General features: G+C 62.8%; 21 protein-coding genes. 11 read left to right on the forward strand and 10 right to left on the reverse strand.

Features of this window, described 5'->3' with window-relative positions; translation table 11 throughout:
• Positions 1 to 499: 499 nt before the first annotated feature.
• From DVS29_RS37270 to katG, 5 genes are all read left to right on the forward strand, one after another.
• Positions 500 to 658: a hypothetical protein gene (locus tag DVS29_RS37270; RefSeq protein ID WP_164707875.1), complete on the forward strand. Its 159-nt coding sequence runs from the start codon at positions 500 to 502 to the stop codon at positions 656 to 658.
• Positions 659 to 674: 16 nt separating this feature from the next.
• Positions 675 to 1013: a DUF190 domain-containing protein gene (locus DVS29_RS09090; protein ID WP_118180110.1), complete on the forward strand. Its 339-nt coding sequence runs from the start codon at positions 675 to 677 to the stop codon at positions 1011 to 1013.
• 127 nt (positions 1014 to 1140) lie between these two features.
• A complete protein-coding gene (locus DVS29_RS09095; RefSeq protein WP_118180111.1) occupies positions 1141 to 1512 on the forward strand; it encodes a DUF190 domain-containing protein in 372 nt (123 codons plus the stop codon).
• 161 nt (positions 1513 to 1673) lie between these two features.
• The gene (locus DVS29_RS09100) at positions 1674 to 2915 is read left to right on the forward strand and encodes an ArgE/DapE family deacylase (RefSeq protein WP_118180154.1); all 1242 of its coding nucleotides are present in this window, start codon (positions 1674 to 1676) and stop codon (positions 2913 to 2915) included.
• A gap of 210 nt (positions 2916 to 3125) precedes the next feature.
• Positions 3126 to 5384, forward strand: coding sequence for a catalase/peroxidase HPI (gene katG, locus DVS29_RS09105; protein ID WP_118180112.1), 2259 nt, complete (start codon positions 3126 to 3128; stop codon positions 5382 to 5384).
• 9 nt (positions 5385 to 5393) lie between these two features.
• Here katG and DVS29_RS09110 read toward each other — a convergent pair whose 3' ends face one another.
• Positions 5394 to 6029, reverse strand: a complete 636-nt coding sequence (locus DVS29_RS09110) for a LysE family translocator (protein ID WP_118180113.1) — start codon at positions 6027 to 6029, stop codon at positions 5394 to 5396.
• 378 nt (positions 6030 to 6407) lie between these two features.
• On the opposite strand from DVS29_RS09110, the gene DVS29_RS09115 reads away from it, so the two are divergent.
• Positions 6408 to 6908, forward strand: a complete 501-nt coding sequence (locus tag DVS29_RS09115; protein WP_118180114.1) for a DUF3331 domain-containing protein — start codon at positions 6408 to 6410, stop codon at positions 6906 to 6908.
• Between the two features lie 47 nt (positions 6909 to 6955).
• Here the strand turns inward: DVS29_RS09115 and DVS29_RS09120 are convergent, their stop codons facing one another.
• A complete protein-coding gene (locus DVS29_RS09120) occupies positions 6956 to 7549 on the reverse strand; it encodes an NADPH-dependent F420 reductase (protein ID WP_118180155.1) in 594 nt (197 codons plus the stop codon).
• A gap of 14 nt (positions 7550 to 7563) precedes the next feature.
• Positions 7564 to 8313 (reverse strand): SDR family NAD(P)-dependent oxidoreductase, encoded by a 750-nt coding sequence (locus tag DVS29_RS09125; protein WP_118180115.1) that lies wholly within the window; start codon positions 8311 to 8313, stop codon positions 7564 to 7566.
• Positions 8314 to 8501: 188 nt separating this feature from the next.
• Between DVS29_RS09125 and DVS29_RS09130 the strand changes: the two genes are divergently transcribed.
• Complete coding sequence (locus DVS29_RS09130; protein ID WP_118180116.1) at positions 8502 to 9395, forward strand: LysR family transcriptional regulator; 894 nt, start codon at positions 8502 to 8504, stop codon at positions 9393 to 9395.
• A gap of 55 nt (positions 9396 to 9450) precedes the next feature.
• On the opposite strand, the gene DVS29_RS09135 is transcribed toward DVS29_RS09130, so the two are convergent.
• Entirely contained in the window at positions 9451 to 10353 is a 903-nt protein-coding gene (locus DVS29_RS09135) for a helix-turn-helix domain-containing protein (protein WP_240655520.1), read from the reverse strand.
• A gap of 268 nt (positions 10354 to 10621) precedes the next feature.
• Here DVS29_RS09135 and DVS29_RS09140 point away from each other — a divergent pair, with 268 nt between their 5' ends.
• On the forward strand, positions 10622 to 11659 hold the full coding sequence (locus DVS29_RS09140; RefSeq protein WP_118180117.1) for a hypothetical protein: 1038 nt from the start codon (positions 10622 to 10624) through the stop codon (positions 11657 to 11659).
• On the opposite strand, the gene DVS29_RS09145 is transcribed toward DVS29_RS09140, so the two are convergent.
• The 6 genes from DVS29_RS09145 to DVS29_RS09170 all read right to left on the reverse strand — a co-directional run bounded on the left by DVS29_RS09145 (position 11660) and on the right by DVS29_RS09170 (position 16250).
• On the reverse strand, positions 11660 to 12430 hold the full coding sequence (locus DVS29_RS09145) for an NAD(P)-binding domain-containing protein (RefSeq protein WP_118180118.1): 771 nt from the start codon (positions 12428 to 12430) through the stop codon (positions 11660 to 11662). It abuts the gene before it with no gap.
• Between the two features lie 79 nt (positions 12431 to 12509).
• Positions 12510 to 13340, reverse strand: coding sequence for an S-formylglutathione hydrolase (gene fghA / locus DVS29_RS09150; RefSeq protein WP_118180119.1), 831 nt, complete (start codon positions 13338 to 13340; stop codon positions 12510 to 12512).
• Between the two features lie 52 nt (positions 13341 to 13392).
• Positions 13393 to 13968, reverse strand: a complete 576-nt coding sequence (gfa, locus tag DVS29_RS09155) for an S-(hydroxymethyl)glutathione synthase (protein ID WP_118180156.1) — start codon at positions 13966 to 13968, stop codon at positions 13393 to 13395.
• Positions 13969 to 14039: 71 nt separating this feature from the next.
• Positions 14040 to 15149 carry an S-(hydroxymethyl)glutathione dehydrogenase/class III alcohol dehydrogenase gene (locus DVS29_RS09160; protein WP_118180120.1) on the reverse strand — a complete coding sequence of 370 codons (1110 nt, stop codon included), beginning with the start codon at positions 15147 to 15149 and terminating at the stop codon, positions 14040 to 14042.
• A gap of 74 nt (positions 15150 to 15223) precedes the next feature.
• Positions 15224 to 15499, reverse strand: coding sequence for a formaldehyde-responsive transcriptional repressor FrmR (gene frmR / locus DVS29_RS09165; RefSeq protein ID WP_118180121.1), 276 nt, complete (start codon positions 15497 to 15499; stop codon positions 15224 to 15226).
• Positions 15500 to 15623: 124 nt separating this feature from the next.
• Positions 15624 to 16250, reverse strand: a complete 627-nt coding sequence (locus tag DVS29_RS09170) for a TetR/AcrR family transcriptional regulator (protein ID WP_118180122.1) — start codon at positions 16248 to 16250, stop codon at positions 15624 to 15626.
• Positions 16251 to 16480: 230 nt separating this feature from the next.
• Here DVS29_RS09170 and DVS29_RS09175 point away from each other — a divergent pair, with 230 nt between their 5' ends.
• The 3 genes from DVS29_RS09175 (at position 16481) to DVS29_RS09185 (ending at position 21094) form a co-directional block, all read left to right on the forward strand.
• Positions 16481 to 18517: an NADH:flavin oxidoreductase gene (locus tag DVS29_RS09175; RefSeq protein WP_118180123.1), complete on the forward strand. Its 2037-nt coding sequence runs from the start codon at positions 16481 to 16483 to the stop codon at positions 18515 to 18517.
• Positions 18518 to 18776: 259 nt separating this feature from the next.
• Positions 18777 to 20087 (forward strand): M24 family metallopeptidase, encoded by a 1311-nt coding sequence (locus tag DVS29_RS09180; RefSeq protein ID WP_118180124.1) that lies wholly within the window; start codon positions 18777 to 18779, stop codon positions 20085 to 20087.
• Positions 20084 to 21094: an ornithine cyclodeaminase family protein gene (locus tag DVS29_RS09185; protein WP_124800619.1), complete on the forward strand. Its 1011-nt coding sequence runs from the start codon at positions 20084 to 20086 to the stop codon at positions 21092 to 21094. Before DVS29_RS09180 ends, DVS29_RS09185 begins: the two co-directional genes overlap by 4 nt.
• Positions 21095 to 21101 lie beyond the last annotated feature (7 nt).

A 21101-nucleotide genomic window follows, 5' to 3' on the forward strand; every position in this document is an offset into this window, starting at 1 on the left:
ATTGCGCAATTGAATCAAATTCGATTGACTGGCTTTCGAAGGTCGGGTGCGCTTGCGGGCCCCGCTTCGCACGACCGGAATTTGCGGCACGCGAATCGATGGCCGGTGAGCGCGATGGCGCGTGTCTCTCAGGCCCGGACGTCGATGCGCATTCAACGAACTTCGCGGCATGCAGATCGTCGCTTACGGGAGCCGTCACATGAGCTTCATCGCATTTGATGCAGGACAGAAACAATTTGCCGCGCGAGTGGGGACCCTACGCGGCCCGCTTGCGTGTTCGTCCGCGATGCGTCGGGCGTGGCATGCAACTGGCTTTAAGCTGTCGCGAAGGTGGTGTCGAAGATTGCGAAGGGGTTGAAAAAAACGCGAGGTAGACCACAACGTAATCGTGTCGCCAGATGCCAATGACTGTGACACATGAGGTGGCACAAAAGGCGACACACGAGGCGGATTGCGCTAAAGTCAGCTTTAAGCGCTCGGTCGGCGCGGGGAGACGTCGATGGACGAACTGAGGTGGGGAACCTTTATCGGTCTGTTCGTGGTTTTCCTGATCCTGCTGCTGATCGCCGCGCATTACTGGCGCGAGCTCAGGCGGCAACGCCTGCTGCGGCGCATGGATCATCATCACTGGTGGGACGTGATGCGTCAGCGGCACTAGCCGCGAGGGGACGCACGTGACGCAAGGCAGCCAACTGACGCTCTATGCGACGAGGCAGCGCCGCCCCGGCCTGCACAAGACCGTTGTCGCCTGGGTGCTCGACGAAATCGACAAGGCCGGCATTCGCGGTGCGACGGTCACCGAGGTCAGCGAAGGCATCGATCCGTTCGGCCGCTATCACTCGGCGCGCTTCTTCGAACTCGCCGATCAACCGGTTGCCGTGACCGTGATTGCCGCGGACGCGCAGATCGATGCGCTGCTCGGCACGCTGAAAAGCAGCGGCGTGAAGCTCTTCTTCGTTCGTTGCCCGGTCGAATTCGCGGTGCTCGGGGACCCGGACATCGCGGGCGGTTGATCGCACCGCGCGCTTCATTCCATCATCGTTCGCGCTGCGTCGCAGCAATTCCGGACGTCTTCCAGCGTGCACTAGAATGGTGGTGCGGAACCGTTCGTGTCCGCCAACTCCGTCGATGGAGACTCCGATGAAAGGGTTCCAGCTGACGTTCTATACCGAGCAGAACAAGCGTCACGGCCGGCACACCGTGTGTGAGTGGCTGCTTCACGAAGTGAAGACGCTGGGCATTCGCGGCGCAACCGTCATCAGCGGCAGCGAAGGCGTCGGGCACGCCGGCGCGCACCACGCCGCGCACATGCTGAAGCTCGCCGACCAGCCCGTGCAGATCATCGTCGTCGTGAGCGAGGAAGAGTCGGAGCGTCTGCTCGATGCCGTCCGCGCCGAAAACGTTCACCTGTTCTACACGCGTCTGCCGATCGAATTCGGGCTGCTTGGCGACGACGAATCAACGCATCCGTCATCCAGCCGTTTTTCGCTGTTCCACAAAGGCACGCACTGAGCCGTTCGCGGCTTCGTGCTGATACGCGCTATCCGGCGTGCGTGCATCGCGGCCACATGCCGGCAAGTACAATCGCTTGCAGATCATCGGCACGTGGCAACCGTATGCACGCGGCTGCGCTGCCGATGAACCCGCATCCGACATTCTTCGAGGTTCACGGCATGAGCAGCAGCGCAACGTCCACGGCAGCACTCTTCGACGCCATCGATCGCCGCTTTGCGGACGAAGTGGCGTTTCTCGCGGATCTGGTGCGCCGTCCGTCCGACAACCCGCCCGGCGATTGCGCCAGCCACGCGGAAGTCACCGCGCAGGCGCTGGAAGCGCTCGGTTTCGACGTCGAGCGTCACCGCGTGCCGGCCGCGGACGTGAGCAGCGCGGGCATGATCAGCGCGACCAATCTCGTCGTGCGGCATCGTTTCGGCGATGGACCGACCGTCGCGTTGAACGCGCACGGCGACGTCGTGCCGCCCGGCGACGGCTGGAGCACCGATCCGTACGGCGCGGAAGTGCGCGACGGCTGGATGTATGGACGTGGCGTGGCGGTATCGAAGTCCGATTTCGCGACGTATGCGTTCGCGTTGAAAGCGCTGATCGATACGCAGGCGAAACTGAACGGCACCGTCGAACTGCACCTTACCTACGACGAGGAAAGCGGCGGCCTAGTCGGCCCTGGATGGCTGTTGAAGCAGGGCATCGTGAAGCCCGACTATGCGATCTGCGCAGGCTTCTCGTACTCGATCACCACCGCGCACAACGGCGCGATCCATCTCGAAGTGACGGTGCGCGGCAAGTCCGCGCACGCGGCGCGGCCGGATACCGGACACGACGCGCTCGAAGCCGCGGTGGCCGTGCTCAACGCGTTGTATGCGCATCGCGAAGACCTGCGGCAGGTGCGCTCGGCAACCACCGGGATCGAGCACCCGACGCTCGTCGTCGGCTTGATCGAAGGCGGCATCAACACCAACGTCGTGCCCGACCGCGTGACGTTGCGTCTCGACCGGCGCGTCGTGCCGGAAGAAACGCCGCAGGACGCGCTCGCGCAGTTGCGCGCGTTGATCGAACGCGCGGTGGCCGACTTGCCAGGCATTAGCGTCGAGATTCGCGAGGTGCTGGTGACGTCGCCGTTGCGGCCCATCGAAGGCACCGCGCGTCTGCTGTCGGCGTTGCAGTCGGCCGCCGAGGTGACGCTCGGCGCGCGCATTCCCGAAGAGGGCGTGCCGCTCTATACCGATGCGCGGCTCTACTGCGAAGCCGGCGTGCCCACGGTGATCTACGGCGCCGGGCCGCGCACGCTGCTCGAAGCGAACGGCCATCGCGCCGACGAACGGGTCGCGCTCGAAGACGTCCGTCTCGCGACGAAAACCATTGCGCTTGCGCTGCAGGAACTGCTCGCAGGTCGGTAAAAAAGTGCTTGTTTGCGCGGCTACCCGGAACAAAATGCCGCGCCTGTCGACCTTCACGCGATTGCAGAACGAAGGTGTTAGATTTCAGCTACCTCGGCGATCGATTCAACCAATTTCCACTTGCGGTTGAATCGCGCCACCATTTCGAATGGACCTGTGGGTATCGAAGGCAGGGTAGTCGCTGAACCAACACCGCTGAAGGAGACAAGCATGTCAGACGAAGCAAAGTGCCCGTTCAAGCAGACCGCCGGAGGCGGAACGACCAATCGTGACTGGTGGCCGAAAGCGCTGCGCGTGGATCTACTCAGTCAGCATTCGAACCGGTCCAACCCGATGGACCCGAACTTCAATTATGCAGAGGCATTCAAAAGCCTCGATCTCGCCGCGGTGAAAAAGGATCTCGCGGCACTGATGACCACATCACAGGACTGGTGGCCCGCCGACTTCGGCCACTACGGTCCGCTCTTTATCCGCATGGCATGGCACAGCGCGGGCACGTACCGGATCGGCGATGGCCGCGGTGGTGCCGGTCGCGGCCAGCAGCGCTTCGCGCCGCTCAACAGCTGGCCGGACAACGTGAGCCTCGACAAGGCGCGTCGTCTGTTGTGGCCGATCAAGCAGAAATATGGGCAGAAGATTTCGTGGGCCGATCTGCTGGTACTGACCGGTAACGTTGCGCTCGAAACGATGGGCTTCAAGACCTTCGGTTTCGGCGGCGGACGTGAAGACACCTGGGAACCGGATCAGGATGTCTACTGGGGCAACGAGACGACCTGGCTGGGCGGCGATCTGCGCTATGGCAAGGGCGCGGCCGGTCGCGATGCAGGCGACGAAGGCGTGCTGGTCGCCGACGAGGAGATGCACGGCAGCGAAGCGAGCCGCACGGACGCGGGCCGCAATCTGGAAAATCCGCTGGGCGCCGTGCAGATGGGCCTCATCTACGTGAACCCTGAAGGCCCGGACGGCAATCCGGATCCGGTGGCCGCTGCGCACGACATCCGCGATACGTTCGGCCGCATGGCGATGAACGATGAAGAAACGGTCGCGCTGATCGCGGGCGGTCACACGTTCGGCAAGACGCACGGCGCGGGCCCTGCGGACAACGTCGGCGCTGAACCGGAAGCGGCCGCGATGGAAAACCAGGGTCTCGGCTGGAAGAACAGTTTCGGCAGCGGCAAGGGCGCCGACACGATCACGAGCGGCCTTGAAGTGACATGGACGAGCACGCCGACGCAATGGGGCATGGGCTTCTTCCAGAATCTGTTCGGCCACGAATGGGAGCTGACGAAGAGCCCCGCCGGCGCGAATCAGTGGGTCGCGAAGAACGCGGAAGCCACCATTCCGCACGCGCACGATGCGTCGAAAAAGCTGCCGCCGACGATGCTTACCACTGACCTTTCACTGCGCCTCGATCCCGCGTACGAAAAGATTTCGCGCCGCTTCATGCAGCACCCGGACGAGTTCGCCGATGCATTCGCGCGTGCGTGGTTCAAGCTTACGCATCGCGATATGGGTCCGCGTGCCCGTTATCTTGGCTCGGAAGTGCCGAAGGAAGTGCTGGTGTGGCAGGACCCGATTCCGGACGTGGACCACCCGCTCGTCGACGAGCAAGACATCGCGGCGCTCAAGCAGAAGGTGCTGGCAAGCGGCGTTTCAGTTTCGCAACTCGTCGCGGCCGCATGGGCATCGGCGTCGACGTTCCGCGGTTCCGACAAACGCGGCGGCGCGAATGGCGCGCGCATTCGCCTCGCACCGCAGAAGGACTGGGCCGCCAATCAACCTGCCGAACTCGCGAAAGTGCTAGCGGCGCTCGAAGGCGTGCAGCGCGAATTCAATGGCGCACAGTCCGGCGGCAAGAAGATCTCGCTGGCCGACCTGATCGTGCTGGCGGGTGGCTCGGCGATCGAGCAGGCGGCGGAGAAGGGCGGTCAACGCGTGACGGTGCCGTTCACGCCGGGGCGCATGGATGCATCGCAGGATCAGACCGACGTGGTATCGGTCGGGGCGCTCGAACCGTTCGCCGATGGCTTCCGCAACTTCCTGAAGGGCAAGCCGCCGGTGCCCGCGGAGCACCTGCTGATCGACAAGGCGCAACTGCTGACTCTCACCGCGCCTGAGATGACCGCGCTGGTCGGCGGGTTGCGTGTGTTGAACGTGCATGGCGGCAACGATACGCATGGCGTGTTCACGAAGCGGCCCGAAACGCTGACCAACGACTTCTTCCTGAACCTGCTCGACATGGGCACGGAGTGGAAGGCGGTGTCGGGCGACGTGTTCGAAGGACGTGACCGCAAGAGCGGCGAACTGAAATGGACCGGCACGCGTGTCGATCTGATCTTCGGTTCGCACTCGCAGTTGCGCGCGCTATCCGAGGTCTATGCCACCGACGACGCGCAGGAGAAGTTCGTGCGCGACTTCGTGGCGGCATGGGTCAAGGTGATGAACCTCGACCGCTTCGATCTCAAGTAAGGCGGGCGTTTATCGTGAAGGCCACGCCAGCAGACGGATTCCGGCAACGCCGAATACCACTGCGAGGCAGCCTTCCAGCGTTCGACGGGTTCGCGCGTACAGCCGGCGCGCGGACCCCATCGAAAACAGCAGCGCATAGCCGCTGAACACCATGCAGCCGATCAACGCGCAGCCGGGAATCACGGCAGCGTGATTCGAGCCCGACCCGTTCGACGAGAGCGCGACGATCGACACCCACACGAGAATCGCCTTCGGGTTGGTCAGATGCAGCAGTGCGCCTCGCGCATAGAGGCGCTTCAACGTCTCCGTCTGTTCCGCCTTTAGCGACGTCGTCACGGGCGCGGCCAGCGCGGTGCGCCCCGACTTGAACGCGAGCCACAGCAGATAGACGCCGCCGAAAATCTTGATCGCGACGAGAAAGTGCGACCACGCGAGCAGCGCGGCCGATACGCCCGCGGTCGCCACCGTCGCCCAGAACATCGACCCCGAGATCACACCGAGCGCGAACGCCAACGCTGATTTCCGGCCATTGTTGGCCGCGATCGACATGATCGCGAGATTGCTTGGCCCGGGACTCGCGGTGCCGACGAAGTAGGCCGTCCAGGCGAGCAGCAGATTGGCCGAGAAGAAGGTGTGGATGGACATGGCGTCGGTTCAGGTTAGGCGGCGTGTCGTCATTATTGCCAGCGACTCGCGTTTTGCCATGGTCAATTGATCGCCGCCCGGCCGAGCCAGTTCGGCGATCGACGCGGCAGAAGCCGCGGACGCCGCAAAGCGTGAATCTGACAAAAGCCGCATGACTGGCCGGATTGTTCATGGATTCGAACATCAGATTTCGAAGTTTGCGGCTTTTTCCGGATTGCGCGGTCCTCTAATCTCAACCCCTCATCCCCTGGTGCGCGGCGAGCGACCCGAGCGTCGTCGATTCGCCGCCCATGTGATGTGCCAGGCGGTCGGGTCCGGTGCGCAAGACGTTCGTAAGAAAGCGGCGCCGACGGATCGGGGAATGCATGGACGGGAAATATGAAACATAGCCCTGTAAGCGACGTTGGCGCGCTGGCGCGCGCGGCACACGCGTCGAGCGTGTGGTCGGCGATGCTGCGCGATCTGCAGCGGGTGTCCGGCGAGATGGCCGGCGCGGATACGCTGACGGACGAGTTCGCGGTTGAAGAAACGCGCGGCTGGCCTTCGTTTCCGCAGCATCTGCGCATGGCGCACGGTACGCCGGAGCTTCACGACGCGGTCGAGAACGTGATCGGCGAGTTCGAACGGGTGGATTCGCGGACGGTGCTGCTTACGTGGCACGACGCGACGCGTGGGCGTTTTACCGAGCAGCGCTGGCGTCTTGCCGCGGCGCCGACCAATGGGCAGTGCGCACTGAGCGGGCGTCCGATCCGTCGCGGCGACCGGGTGTTTCGAGCGCAATACCGCCAGCCGATCCTCGAGAAGGACCGGCTGACGATTCTCGCGTCGGTGTTCGAGGCGGTGCTGGCGGAGAAGGATGCGGTGGGGGAGGCGGCTTAAGAGGTGTTGGCTCTCCTCTGGCGGTATCGCTTGAGGAGAGCCGGAAATCAATCGAACCTGACCAGATCCTGAAAAATCAGCCGCCCCCACGTGTTACCGCGCGCCTGAACGAGCAAACCGCCTTCGTTGAGCTTACCCAGTTGTACAGGCGCAAACCCAAGCCGATCAACGAGCGTCGCGACCGACGCACTGGCCGCATCGTCGTCGCTGGAGACGAAGATGACGCGACGCCCGCCTTGCGGCGCCTTGGGACCTTGAGCCAGCGTCGCCGCCGGCAAGTGGTTGAACGCCTTCACCACTTGCGCGCCTGGCAGCGACCTGGCGATGAATGCGCTCGATGGCAGGCCGTCCAGTTCCTCCGGCGGCACGCCGAGCGCGTTCGTTGCGTCGATCACAAGCTTGCCTTGCCAGCTTTGCGCGGCTTGCGCGACGTCTCGATGCGTGGCGAACGGCACGGCGAGAATGACGACGTCAGCCTTGACCGCGTCTTCGACAGATCGCGGTATCAGCGATGGTCCGATCTGCGCGGCGAGCGCGTCCACCGGCCGCCTGCTGGCCACGATGACTTCGATGCCCTGATGGGCGAATGCCTGGGCGATGGCGGTTCCGATCTTGCCAAGCCCGATGATTGCGTAGCTCATCGATTGCTCCATGGTCAGACCTGTCCAACGCCGCCGTCGTACATCAAATCCGCGCCCGTCATGTACGAACTCTGGTCGGATGCGAGGAAGAGCGCGCCGTTGGCGACTTCTTCCGGCCGGCCAAGCCTGCCGATCGGAACCATGCTCAGGTACATGTTGACGAGCGCCTCGCGCTCTTCGGGCGTCGAGACCTGCGAGTCGAGCATCGGCGTGTCGGTGACACCCGGGCTTAGCAGATTCACACGAATGCCGCGGTCCTTGAATTCGGCAGCCCAGGTGCGCGCGTACGAACGCAACGCCGCTTTGGTCGCCGCGTAAGTGGTATGCCCCGGAATGCCCATCACGTGCATCGCCGACGAGACGAGGATGATCGAACCGCCGCCGGTCATGAGCGGCAACAGCTTCTGCACGAGAAATACCGGGCCGCGCGCGTTGAGGTTGAAGGTCCGGTCGAAGTGTTCGGGCGTGAGCGTGTCGATTGGAGCTTGCTCCACCAGTGCCGCGTTCGACACGACGATGTCGACGACACCTTGCTCTTTCCTGACCGTCTCGGCGATGCGGTCGAGGTCGTCGAGATTCGTCGCGTCGGCCTGAATCGCGGTGACGTTGCGCCCGATCCGTTCGACGGCCTGATCGAGCAGCGCCCGGCGCCGCGAAAAAATGTAGACGTGCGCGCCTTCGGCGGCGAAACGCTGCGCGATGGCCAGACCGATACCGGTGGCGCCGCCGCTAATGACGGCAACTTTGCCTGCGAGAGTGGACATGAGGATCTTCCGTCTGCTGTTGAATGACGTAGAGATCGTAGTTGCCCCCGGCCGAAACGATAATCGGCCCATCCTTCATAAGTTCTATTCCGTCATAGAATCGGTGACGCATGCTTTGCGTCTTAAGACGTGCGGGAGGTCTCTGCAATGCATGAAGATCTCGCGGCTTCAATTTCCGGAGGGACGCGGTGGACCGGTTTCACGAATTGAGCGCCTTCATCGCCGTGGTGGAAGCCGGCGGCTTTTCCGCCGCGGCACGAAGCACGGGGGAGTCGCAGTCGGCGATCAGCAAGGCCATCGGCTCGCTGGAACAGCGCCTTGGCGTTGCACTGTTCAATCGAAGCACGCGCAGCGTGACCCTCACGGACCAGGGCCAGCGGTACTACGATCGAACCAAACCGTTGATCGACGAGATGGATGAAGCCGACAGCGAACTGAGCAGCAGCACGTTCGAGATTCTCGGTTCGATCAGGATCGCCGCGCCGTCCACCTTTGGCCGTCTGCATGTTCTTCCGCTCATTCCAGAGTTGCTGGAGCGTCATCCCGGTCTTCAGGTGGATCTCGTTCTGTCGGATTTCATGCGGGACATGGTGCAGGACCGGATCGACCTCGGCATTCGCGTGGGTCCGGTTTCCGAGCCCGATGCGGTGGTGAAGCGCGTGACCACCACGCCGCTCGTCTGCGTCGGGTCGCGACGTTACTTCGACCGGCACGGCATACCTGAAACACCGGCCGAACTCGTCGATCACAACTGCCTGCTGTACAGCGGTCTGACCGAATCGGCTGCGGCATGGCCGTTTGTCGGACCGGAGGGGCGTTTCACCGTGACCGTTCGCGGCACGCTGTCGTCCAACAGCGTCGAGACGATTCGCGCCGGCGTGTTGACCGGAGTGGGCATCGGCCTCTTTACGCGCGCATCGCTCTCCGACGAACTCCGGCATCCGGACGTGATCTCGATTCTCGATGAATTCGTGAGCGACGTCAGGGACATCAGTCTTGTGTGGCCAAAGCGACGGTTCGTACCGGCACGCGTGCGCCGCGCGACGGAGTTTTTTGCGGCGGCGCTGCCGGGGCGGCTTTAGTACAGTGCCCGCCTTTCGTCATGCCGCGGCATGACGCTGTCGTCACCCTTCGGCTTCACGTATTCAGCACGCCAAACGGAAGCGTCCATCCCGAAGCCGCAGTCGGGCCGGTTGCTTTCCGCCACGACTGCGTGCCGTACGGAAGCAATTTCGGATTGGCAACCCGCTTGATCGTCTCCTTGGGCGAGTGACCGAACTCTGCCTTGAAGGACCGATGGAAATATTTGACGTCCATGAAGCCATGGGCCCACGCGAGTTCCGCAATACGGCTGCGATGCTGTCCTGGATCGCCGAGCGCGTGGTAGGCGCGCAGCAGCCTGCGGCGCCGGATGTGGCGCATCACGCCGCCGTCCGCCTCGAAGATCTTGTAGAGACGGGTACGGGACAACCCGATCGCCCGGCAGATCTGCTCCGGCGACAAACCCGGTTCCAGCGGATGCACGTCGATGTACCGCTGAACCCGCTCGAGCGACGCATCATGAATGGGACCGTTGGCCTCATGCAGCGTTTCCGGCGATGGCGACACGGCGGCTGCAACAAGCAGCAGCGTGGATTGAATGACGTTGGGCAGTTCGTGCTCCCGCAGTTTCGGGAGATTGCGGTATAGCGAGAGGATCTGGTCGGCGAGCAGCCGGCCGACGCCATCCGTCAGCGTGTGACCGTGAAGACCTGCCGTATGGGCCGGCAGCAGGTGCCGGGGCACCACCAGGCTGATCACGTCGCCGGCTTCCACGAGGCAATCGTTCGGACGCGCAACGTCGTTCACGATCAGGTCGCCGGGCTTTCTGACGGCCTGCGAGCCGGGCGAGCGACACAGAATGCGTCCACCCAGAACCAGCGTGAAGCGGAACGAGTCCTGGCCGTCGAGCGCGGATGCGCTGTTCGGTCCGGTTGACCGCATAGCTGACCGGTTGCGGCCGGGTTGGCCAATGCCGGCCCGAAATGACCAGCGGTCCAAGCGAAGCGCCGGAAGCCTGCGCATCGAACGCACCGTACCCGTCATCCTCGAATCTGCAATCGCACAGATTGTCTTTCACCCATACGTGAAAGCGGTCCCGCGCGGGGAATTCCGCCGTATCGAACCTGAAGATCGGGATCCTGTTCATGAGAGCAGCGGGAGCGTAGGAGCGCTCAATATAACCCGAGCAAATTGCGCACACGCGCCCGGACGCAAATCCACCACTTCTGGACGATTCGCACCGTCGCCAATCGAAAGGCTTGCGAGAATGCCGTTCGATCGAATTCACCAGAACGCGTTGCCCAAAACCATGAAAATCAAGCTCTGTTTGATTGCTTCCTTGTTGTTCAGTCTGTTGTCTGCCTGCGTGGACATGCCGACGGGTACGTCCGGGCAGCTACCGCCCACACCGCCTTCTTACGCGTCCACCGAATGCGGGGGCAACTTTTCGACCAGCGGCGATCCCCGGAACGGTGCGACGTTCACCACGTTCGTGAAACTCCAGAATCTGGATATCCGCAGCGCGATCGGTCAGGTGGAAAAGGTCGCTGCCGATCGAGGGATCGTAGTGGGCGGGGAACAATTCGACGGTGGGCTCGGCAAAGTGACGATGGTCGTCAAGGATCCGAACGGCGGACACGACTATCCGCTGATGGCCGCGGCACAGAAAGGCAACGGGCACCTCACGCTGATCGCGCAATTGAACCGCGACCAGATCGTCGATAACGACCTGATGCGCGACCGCATGTGCGACATTCTTTCCAGGGTCAAGATGGACGCGGCAGGCGCGAGCGTTGCCGCAGCCACGCAACAGAAGCTCGGTTCAGGCAAGATCACCGATATCAAAGCGGTGGATCTCTCGCTGGAGATTGCCGAGGCATTGAGGCAGAAGCAGGATGCGGCCGAAATCACGATGAAATATGCCGGCCGGGTCTTTCGGATCGACGGACAGGTATCCCGGCCTAACACGGGCACGCAGATGTTTAGCGAAATACAGATCGCCGGTGCGACGAAGACGCTCAGTATTCCGTATCTAACGGAAGTACATGCAGGTCTTCTGGGCATCGGCCCGATGACGCAGACCCGGGTGACGGTCATGTGCCACACGCCGCCCGATCAGTTCGCGCGCTTTGTGACCTTGCGCGACAAGGACTACGCGACGTTGATTGGAACGGTGATCGGCTTTAGCGGCAAAGCGCGGCCGAAGTCCTTTATTGTCGATAACCCGTTGACGACGACCGGATCGATTTTGTCCGACCAGTCGTATGGCGGCATTCTCAATCTGGATTGCAGATTCGAGAAATAGCTACGGCCTGTCAGGATCAAGCTGCGCGATCACATGCTCGCATGCCGCGATCCATGCTGCGTCGCCGCCATGCCGACGCAGCACGTCGAGCCCTTGCGCTGTAAACGTGCCGGGTGTCGCGATGGATCGTCCTAGCACGTCGATCGGTGTCGTCGCCTTGTATCGTGAATACGCGACGCAGTCTTCGACACTGCTGAATACCAGCTCTCTCGCGCGTTCAGCAGGCAGGCCTTGTTCGTTGAGCCATTGCTGAAGCTCGTGGATCAGGAAATAGAACCAACCGTTCATGCACGCGCCCACCATCGCAAGCTCGAATTCGTGCTCCGTTGCGAGCGGCACCACGTTGCCCAGCGGCGCCAGCAACGGTTCGGCGATCGAGCCTGGTGGATAGACCGCGACAGTCGAACGATTGATCTCCGACGCGCGCGACAGCATCGCCCGGCTGTATTCGCGTGCTCCGAAGAGTCGCTGCAGTTCGCCGACGGACACACCACCGGCAACCGAAATCAGCGGCTGGCCAGGCTTTAGCGTGACTTCTTGCGCAAGCGTTTCGAGCTGTGCTGGACGCACACCGAGAAGCACGACGTCAGCAGCGTCCGCCACGTCCTGGTTGCTGGGCAGCACGGCGCATCCCAGCTCTTCTGCCAGCGCTTGAGCCTTATCGTGATTCCTCGGCGAGAGCAGACATTGCGTCGCGCTGCCGGCTCGACTCAAACCACGCACCATCTTCTCGGTGAGATCTCCGATACCCAGCACGCCGAGCCTGATCATGGTGAGGCCACTCCTTCGAAAGCTGGATCGGGATCAGCGTCGCTGCAACGCGATGCATTGCATCGACGCAGTTGAACCGTTACGAGCGCAGCGCGGCCGCGTGAAATGCGACGTGATCGCCAATGAAGCTGGCGATGAAGTAGTAGCTGTGATCGTAGCCGGGGCGAAGATTCAAGGTCAGCGGATGGCCCGCGGCATCGCAAGCTGCACGCAGCAATTCAGGCTTGAGCTGCGTTTCAAGGAATTCGTCGCCTTCGCCTTGCTCGATCAGAAGCGGCAGTTTCTCTTGCGCCGACTTTACAAGCTCGGTTGCGTCGTACTGCTTCCAGCTGTCGCGATCGGCGCCAAGATAAGCGGTGAATGCCTTCTCGCCCCACGGCACCTGCGAAGGCGCGACGATCGGCGAAAACGCCGACACGCTGCGATAGCGGCCGGGATTCTTCAGCGCAACGACAAGCGCGCCATGACCCCCCATCGAGTGTCCGCTGATCGCGCGCGCGTCCGTTGCCGGGAAATTCGCTTCGATCGACGCGGGCAGTTCGCTCGCGACGTAGTCGTACATCCGGTAGTGCGACGACCACGGCTTCTGGGTCGCGTTGACGTAGAAGCCGGCGCCTTTGCCGAGGTCATACGCAGCGTCGTCGGCGACGTCATCGCCGCGCGGGCTCGTGTCCGGCGCGACGATGATCACGCCATGCTCCGCCGCGTAGCGTTGCGCACCAGCCTTGGTGATGAAATTCTGTTCGGTGCAGGTGAGGCCGGAGAGCCAGTAGAGCACGGGGAGTGTGTTCGTCTGCGCCTGCGCGGGCAGGAACACGGAAAAATTCATGCTGCAGCCAAGCGCTTCCGACTGATGCCGGTACACGTCCTGCCAGCCGTTGAAACACGCGCGATGTTCGATCCGTTCCATTGCAGATTCCGGTGAAGGGCGGCCCGGCGCAGCGGAGCCGCCCGGATTGACCTTACTTCAGCACGCCGCTGAGCTTCGCGCACTGGGTGGCGAGCGCGTCCATCAGCGGTGGATTGAGGCAGTCGTAGGGTGCGAGGCCGAGCTCGGTGAGCCGTGCGCGCACGCCGGCCATCTGGTCCGGAACCGCGCCGCCGCCTTCGATGATCGACGACACGAATGCGGCAAAGCGCGGTTCTTCCCAGCCGCTTTCCGGCGAAAGCTCGACGTGGATGAAGTCGAGACCGTAAAACGCGTGATCCTTGTTTTCGATCCGGCAGTACATGTGCGCGCCGCAGCCCTTGCACGCATACCGTTGAATCACGGCTTTCGGGTCGACGACCTGCAGCTTTTCCGCATGCTGGGTGACCTCGATCTTGTCTCGCGGCGCGACGCCGATCATCGCGAAAGCGGCGCCAGCCGGCTTCCAGCATTTCGTGCAGCCGCATACGTGGTTGTGCGCGACGTTGCTCTGCACGCGCACCTCGACTGGATCGCTCTTGCACAGGCAGCGGAGCGTGCCGCCGCCGAAACCGGATTGACCTTTCTTGACGCCACCGTCCACCGACGGATGTATCGCTACGGTACTCATCGTCATCCTCCAGAGAGCTTCATGGAAAATCGGCGCGGTATCACCGCGCCGCACCGGCGCACGGCGGCGTTCTAGTAGTTGATGACCGTGCGAATCGATTTGCCTTCGTGCATCAGATCGAATGCTTCGTTGATCTCATCGAGCGGTAACGTGTGCGTGACGAACGGCGCGAGCTGGATGTCGCCGCGCATTGCGTCTTCCACCATGCCCGGCAGCTGCGAGCGGCCTTTCACGCCGCCGAATGCCGTGCCCTTCCAACTGCGGCCCGTCACGAGCTGGAACGGACGCGTGGAGATTTCCTGACCGGCGCCCGCGACGCCGATGATGATCGACTGGCCCCAGCCGCGGTGCGCGCATTCCAGTGCGGCGCGCATCACGTTGACGTTGCCGATGCATTCGAACGAGTGGTCGACGCCCCAGCCCGTCATCTCGACGATCACCTGCTGGATCGGCTTTTCGTGATCTTTCGGGTTCACGCAGTCGGTCGCGCCGAACGCCTGCGCGAGCGGGAATTTCGTTGCATTGGTATCGATCGCGATGACGCGGCCGGCCTTCGCCTGGCGCGCGCCCTGGATCACCGCAAGACCGATGCCGCCAAGCCCGAACACCGCGACGCTGTCGCCCGGCTGCACTTTCGCGGTGTTGTGAACTGCGCCGATGCCGGTCGTGACGCCGCAACCCAGCAGACAGATCTGCTCGTGATTCGCAGCCGGATTGACCTTCGCCAGCGACACTTCGGCGACCACGGTGTACTCGCTGAACGTCGAACAGCCCATGTAGTGATAGAGCTGCTGGCCGTTGTACGAGAAGCGCGAAGTGCCGTCGGGCATTACGCCTTTGCCTTGCGTGGCGCGCACCGACACACACAGGTTGGTCTTGCCCGACTTGCAGAACAGGCACTCGCCGCATTCCGCGGTGTAGAGCGGAATCACGTGATCGCCGGGCTTGACCGAACTCACACCTTCGCCCACTTCGACCACCACACCCGCGCCTTCATGACCGAGCACGCACGGGAACAGCCCCTCGGGATCGTCGCCCGACAGCGTGAACGCATCCGTGTGACACACGCCGGTGTGCGTGATCTTGATCAGCACCTCGCCTTTCTTCGGCGGTGCAACATCGATTTCGACGATTTCCAGCGGCTTGCCGGGACCAAATGCAACTGCAGCGCGTGATTTCATGACGGTTCTCCCTAAGGACAGGCGAAGAGGTGAAGACGAAATTCGCGACGGTGGTGACTTGCGACTTGCGCCGGTTACCGGAGATACGTGCGGACCAGCCCGATCACGCCGTTGATGGACGCATCGGCATCGCCATCGGCGCTGGTGGCGTTCAGGAACTCCTCGCGCAGATGGCTTTCCAGCACGCCCGCCATCAAGCCGTTGACCGCGCCACGCACGGCGGCGATCTGCTGCAGCACCGGCGCGCAGTCGGCGCCGGCTTCGAGCGCGCGTTCGAGCGCGTCGATCTGTCCGCGCAAGCGGCGAACCCGCGCCAGAACGAGCTTCTTTTCCTGAGGTGAATGCGGCATACGGCTCTCCCGTCACATACAGGAGGGGAGTATATACGCATACTGGGGTGAGGTATAGCTCGCTTCCTGCGTCCTCACCATACGATAGTCCACGCAGCGCGCTTTCGTGGGTGACAAATGAAAGTCAGTTCGCGCTAAAACCGCGCCGTGCGAAGAAGCGTTCGAGTTCGCGTTCCTCGGGCCTCACGCCCGTGAATACCGCGACGTATTCGGCGATGCGCGACATCCGGGTATCGAGATCTTCGGAGGGTTGCGTGGCGACGTAGCCGAGCTGCGTGAAATACATCGCTCGCGCGCGTACGTCGGCGGTGAGCGGCGGGTAGTCGAAACGTCTGAACATCGCGGTCAGCGCGGCGATGCGCTGTTGGTCGTCATCCGCCGCCTCGTGCGCGATTTCCGGCGATTGCTGGGCCCAGCTGCGGATCGCGGCTTCGTAGCGCGAGTGAAACAGGGTGTCGTCGAACCAGCAGTCGAACACGTTCAATACCGCTTCGCACACGGTCTCGGCGTAGGCCTCGGTCCGCTTGATCCAGTTGCCCGTGTTGGTGGATTTCCAGCGGCTCAGCAGCGCGGCCAGCAGTTCCTCGCGATCCTTGAAGAACCAGTAGAAGCTCGTGCGGGACAGGTTCAGCTTCTTCGCGAGCGGCAGGATACGAACGGATTCGACACCGCCTTCCAGCAGGCTCTCATAGGCGACATCCAGCCACATTTCGGGCGAACCGCGTACGGCGTCCACGGTCGTTGTGTCCATGACAGGCATTCCTTTTTTGACGAACTACGCGCCCGGCAGGCGCGCGCCGGACCAGCCGGCATTGTGCCGCAGCGGCTTGGGGCGAGCGTTGGTAGAGGTTCGATGGATTCAGTGTACATCAATGTCCTTCAACTTGACACATGTGTACATTGCTTCTAACCTGCATATCACCCGCAGTCGTTCCGGGCTGCCGGGACGTCTTCCCCCGCAATGCAACGAGAGGCACTTCCATGTCGACCGATCCGCTGTTGCAGCCGTACACGCTCAAGCACGTGACCTTCCGCAATCGAATCATGACGACGTCGCACGAGCCGGCGTACGCGGAGGACGGCATGCCGAAAGAGGCGTACCGCGCGTACCACGTCGAGCGAGCGAAGGCGGGTATCGCGTTGACGATGACGGCGGGTTCGGCGGCGGTGTCGAAAGACAGCCCGCCGGTGTTCAACAACATCCTCGCGTACCGCGATGAAGTGGTCGGCTGGATGAAAGATCTCGTCGACGAATGCCACGAGCACGGCGCGAAAGTGATGATCCAGCTCACGCATCTCGGCCGTCGCACGCGCTGGGACAAGGGCGACTGGCTGCCGGCCGTGTCGCCGTCGCATGCGCGCGAGCCCGCGCACCGCGCGTTCCCGAAGAAGATCGAGGAATGGGATATCGATCGCATCGTCCGCGACTTCGCCGATGCCGCGGAGCGCATGAAAGCGGCGGGGCTCGACGGCCTCGAAATCGAATCGTACGGTCACCTGATGGATCAGTTCTGGTCGCCGCTGACGAACACGCTGGACGCGCCTTACGGCGGCTCGCTCGACAATCGACTTCGCTTTACGTTCGACGTGCTGCGCGCGATCCGCGCGCGGGTGGGCAACGACTTCCTGCTCGGCCTGCGCTATACCGCCGACGAAATCATCGCGGGCGGCATCACGAAGGCGGAGGGCATCGAGATTTCGCAGCGGCTCGCGAAAAGCGGACTCGTCGACTATCTGAACGTGATCCGTGGGCACCTCGAGACCGACGCGGGCCTGACCGACATCATCCCGATCATGGGCATGAAAAGCGCGCCGCACCTCGATTTTGCGGGCGAAATTCGCGAGGCGACGGGCTTCCCCACCTTTCACGCCGCGCGCATTCAGGACGTTGCGACGGCACGCTACGCGATCGAGTCGCGCAAGGTGGACATGGTGGGCATGACACGCGCGCACATGACCGATCCGCACATCGTCAGAAAGATCATCGAACGCAGGGAAGACGATATCCGCCCGTGCGTCGGCGCGAATTACTGTCTCGACCGGATCTATCAGGGCGGCGCGGCTTACTGCATTCACAACGCGGCCACCGGGCGCGAACTGACGATGCCGCACACCATCGAGCGTGCTCCCACGAAGCGCAAGATCGTGATCGTCGGCGCGGGCCCTGCGGGTCTCGAAGCAGCACGCGTAGCGGGCGAGCGCGGTCACGATGTGCTCGTGCTCGAAGCGATGAACGATCCGGGCGGTCAGATCCGGTTGACCGCGCAAACCGAGCGCCGCAAGGAAATGATGGGCATCATCGACTGGCGCATGTCGCAGTGCGAGCGGCTCGGCGTTCGCTTCGCGTTCAACACCTGGGCCGATGCCGCCACCGTGCAGGCGGAAAACCCGGACGTGGTGATCGTCGCCACCGGCGGTATGCCGCACACCGAGGTGCTGAGCGAAGGCAACGAACATGTCGTGTCTTCGTGGGACATCATCTCGGGCGACGTGAAGCCCGGCACGAACGTGCTGATCTTCGACGATGCCGGCGATCATGCCGCGCTGCAGGCCGCCGAAACGATCGCCCAGGCGGGCGGCAGCGTGGAAGTGATGACGCCCGATCGCGCATTCTCGCCCGAGGTGATGAGCATGAATCTCGTGCCTTATATGCGGACGCTTCAGAAACTGAAGACGAAGTTCACGGTGACCTACCGGCTCGAAGCGGTGCGTCGCGAAGGCGGCGATCTGGTTGCGATCGTCGGCAGCGACTATGGTGGCGTGCGCATCGAGCAGCGTCACGATCAGATCGTCGTCAATCACGGCACCATTCCGATGGACGAGCTGTATTTCGAGCTCAAGCCGCTGTCCAGCAATCTCGGCGCGGTCAACTACACCGATCTGATCGATGGCAAGACGCAGGCCGAAGCGAAGAATTCTGACGGACGCTTTCGGCTCTTCAGGATCGGCGATGCGGTTTCCGCGCGCAACACGCATGCGGCGATCTACGACGCGTTGCGGCTCGTCAAGGATCTTTGACCGCAAGCAAGTTTCCTGCAGTTTAAGCGCGCCTACGTCGGCGAACGACCGTAAGGTCTTCGCCGGTTTCGGCATGCCTGCGCGCGCCTGTCTCTAGTGTGATGCGCACGTTGCAAAGCACATCTATACGTTGCGCGGGTAAACACCATTTTTGACGCGTTGACAGTTGGTTCCAAATGGCACTAATCTGATTTCGCACAGGATGCCTTCTTTCGCGCGTTCGCTGTTCCCCACAGCCGTTGAACGTCAAGGAGTCGAAATGAGCACCGCCAGCAGAGCCCCCGATGTTGATCGCAGTGAAGCCATATCGCAGCCGGCCTTCCGCACCGATGACGCTGTCGTCGGCTATCGGGCCAGCACGATCGATGCTTCGCTGATTCGCGCCTACGAGGCGATCGACCGCAAGGCGATGCGCGCATTCCGGCTGGCGCGGCTGCGCGATCAGCTTCGCGCGCACGACTACGCCGGCATGCTGCTCGCCGATCCGCTGAACATCCGCTACGCGACGGACACCAACAACCTCGGCCTGTGGGTCATGCACTCGCCGAGCCGCTATGTGTTCGTCGCAACCGACGGGCCGGTGATCCTGTTCGATTTCACGGGCAGCCGCCACAACAGCGAAGGGATCGAATCGATCGATGAAATCCGTCCCGCCACGCCGTGGATCTATTTCCTTGCGGGCCCGCGTGTCGAAGAAAAGGCGGAGCTGTGGGCAAAAGAAATTGCGGATGTCGTTCGTACCTACGGTGCGGGCAATCGCCGGCTTGCCGTCGATCGTTGCGACCCGTGGGGCGCCGAGCGGCTCAAGGGCCATGGCATCCAGCTGTTCGACGCGCAGCCGTTGACCGAACAGGCGCGCGTCGTCAAGGGACCGCAGGAGATCGAACAGCATCGCGTTTCGATGGGTGTCTGCGACCTGGGCATCGCGAGAATGCGTGAAGCGCTCACGCCGGGCATCACCGAAAACCAGCTGTGGAGCGTCTTTCACGCCACCAACATCGCGCACGGCGGCGAGTGGGCGGAGTCGCGCCTGCTCAGTTCGGGTCCGCGTACGAACCCGTGGTTTCAGGACGCGACGAATCGCGTGATCGAAGCGGGCGACATGGTCGCGTTCGATACGGACATGGTCGGCCCCGGCGGCGCGCTGTCCGACATATCGCGCAGTTTCATCTGTCCGGGCAAGGGCGTGTCTGGCCATCAGCGTGACCTGCTCGGCTTCGCGGAAGACCAGATTGCGCACAACGTCAGCCTGCTGAAGGCCGGCATGTCGTTCCGCGAATTCGCCGAACAGTGCTGGCCAGTGCCGGACCGCTATGTGCACAACCGCTACATGATGATGCTGCACGGCGTCGGACTCGTGGACGAGTATCCGAGCATCGCGTACGCGGTGGATTTCGATGCGTGGGGATATGACGGAGTCCTGCAGGAAAACATGATCGTGTCCGTCGAGAGCTTTATCGGCGAAGCGGGCGGCAAGGAAGGCGTGAAGCTCGAGGAACAGGTGCTGATTACCGCGACGGGTGCGATCGCGCTGTCGGACTGCCCGCGTCTCGATCATCCGTACGTTTGAGTATCGAAGCGATGCACGCGAGCACGTTGCCGTTGTTGATCGATTCCGATGCGGTGCTCGGCAATGCGTCGCCGCGACAGATGGTCGATGCGCTTGCCAGTGGACATCTTCGCAGGGACGTCTCCACGACGCGGATGTATTCGCCGATCGTCCGCGAGGCACGTGCCGACGCAGAGGTGCTGACGTGGCTCGGTTCGCGGACGGACGGCAGGATGGGCATGAAGTTCGTCACCGTCTCGGCTGACAACCCAGAGCGGATGGGAAGCGGCGTGGACACGATCCATTCGGCTTTCGTGCTGTGCGATGCGGACGACGCACACCTCCAATGCTTCATTGTCGGCAATAGCTTCACGCGGTACAAGACGGCTGCCGATTCTGCGCTCGGCGCGCGCTTTCTCGCGCCGACGCGGCCCACGAGATTGCTGATGATCGGCGCGGGATCGCAGGCGCCGGTTCATCTGCAGGTGATATGCGCTGAGTTTCCTTCGCTTGAGCGCGTCGATGTGTGGAACCGGGATAGTGCTCGCGCGGAACGTCTCGCCGAGCAGATGCAACTGAAGTTGCCTGCGGAAGTCCGCGCTTCGGCTTCGCTCGAGCGAAGCGCGGGCGAAGCGGACATCGTCAGCTGCGTGACCCGCGCGGCGGAGCCGGTGTTGAAGGGCGCGTGGCTGAAGCCCGGTACGCATGTGGACCTGGTGGGCGGATACACACCGCAGATGCGCGAGGCTGACGACGACGTGGTGCGCAACGCGCGGCTGTTCGTCGATCATCGGGCGCTCGTGATGGAGCACTGCGGCGACGTCGTGCAACCGCTTGCGCGTGGGGTGATCGACGCGTCGCATATCGTCGGCGACCTGTTCGATCTGTGTGGAAAGACCGTCGAGGGCCGGCGAAGCGATAGCGAAATCACGGTGTTCAAGAATGGCGGAGGCGGCCATCTGGATCTGATGTTCGCCGAATGGATTTATGCGTTGCAATGCGCAACGCAAAGCGCGACGCAGCGCTGAGTCGACG

It is taken from the genome of Paraburkholderia phosphatilytica (assembly GCF_003443895.1).
GTDB lineage: Bacteria > Pseudomonadota > Gammaproteobacteria > Burkholderiales > Burkholderiaceae > Paraburkholderia > Paraburkholderia phosphatilytica.

Excerpts from the sequence above, each read along its gene's own strand:
- DVS29_RS09145 (WP_118180118.1), bottom strand. The coding sequence starts at position 12,430 with ATGATCAGGCTCGGCGTGCTGGGTATCGGAGATCTCACCGAGAAGATG.
- DVS29_RS09125 (WP_118180115.1), bottom strand. The coding sequence starts at position 8,313 with ATGTCCACTCTCGCAGGCAAAGTTGCCGTCATTAGCGGCGGCGCCACC.
- DVS29_RS09175 (WP_118180123.1), top strand. The coding sequence starts at position 16,481 with ATGTCGACCGATCCGCTGTTGCAGCCGTACACGCTCAAGCACGTGACC.
- gfa (WP_118180156.1), bottom strand. The coding sequence starts at position 13,968 with ATGAGTACCGTAGCGATACATCCGTCGGTGGACGGTGGCGTCAAGAAA.
- frmR (WP_118180121.1), bottom strand. The coding sequence starts at position 15,499 with ATGCCGCATTCACCTCAGGAAAAGAAGCTCGTTCTGGCGCGGGTTCGC.
- DVS29_RS09095 (WP_118180111.1), top strand. The coding sequence starts at position 1,141 with ATGAAAGGGTTCCAGCTGACGTTCTATACCGAGCAGAACAAGCGTCAC.
- DVS29_RS09140 (WP_118180117.1), top strand. The coding sequence starts at position 10,622 with ATGCCGTTCGATCGAATTCACCAGAACGCGTTGCCCAAAACCATGAAA.
- DVS29_RS09170 (WP_118180122.1), bottom strand. The coding sequence starts at position 16,250 with ATGGACACAACGACCGTGGACGCCGTACGCGGTTCGCCCGAAATGTGG.
- DVS29_RS09115 (WP_118180114.1), top strand. The coding sequence starts at position 6,408 with ATGAAACATAGCCCTGTAAGCGACGTTGGCGCGCTGGCGCGCGCGGCA.
- DVS29_RS09120 (WP_118180155.1), bottom strand. The coding sequence starts at position 7,549 with ATGAGCTACGCAATCATCGGGCTTGGCAAGATCGGAACCGCCATCGCC.
- katG (WP_118180112.1), top strand. The coding sequence starts at position 3,126 with ATGTCAGACGAAGCAAAGTGCCCGTTCAAGCAGACCGCCGGAGGCGGA.
- fghA (WP_118180119.1), bottom strand. The coding sequence starts at position 13,340 with ATGGAACGGATCGAACATCGCGCGTGTTTCAACGGCTGGCAGGACGTG.
- DVS29_RS09180 (WP_118180124.1), top strand. The coding sequence starts at position 18,777 with ATGAGCACCGCCAGCAGAGCCCCCGATGTTGATCGCAGTGAAGCCATA.
- DVS29_RS09100 (WP_118180154.1), top strand. The coding sequence starts at position 1,674 with ATGAGCAGCAGCGCAACGTCCACGGCAGCACTCTTCGACGCCATCGAT.
- DVS29_RS09160 (WP_118180120.1), bottom strand. The coding sequence starts at position 15,149 with ATGAAATCACGCGCTGCAGTTGCATTTGGTCCCGGCAAGCCGCTGGAA.
- DVS29_RS37270 (WP_164707875.1), top strand. The coding sequence starts at position 500 with ATGGACGAACTGAGGTGGGGAACCTTTATCGGTCTGTTCGTGGTTTTC.
- DVS29_RS09110 (WP_118180113.1), bottom strand. The coding sequence starts at position 6,029 with ATGTCCATCCACACCTTCTTCTCGGCCAATCTGCTGCTCGCCTGGACG.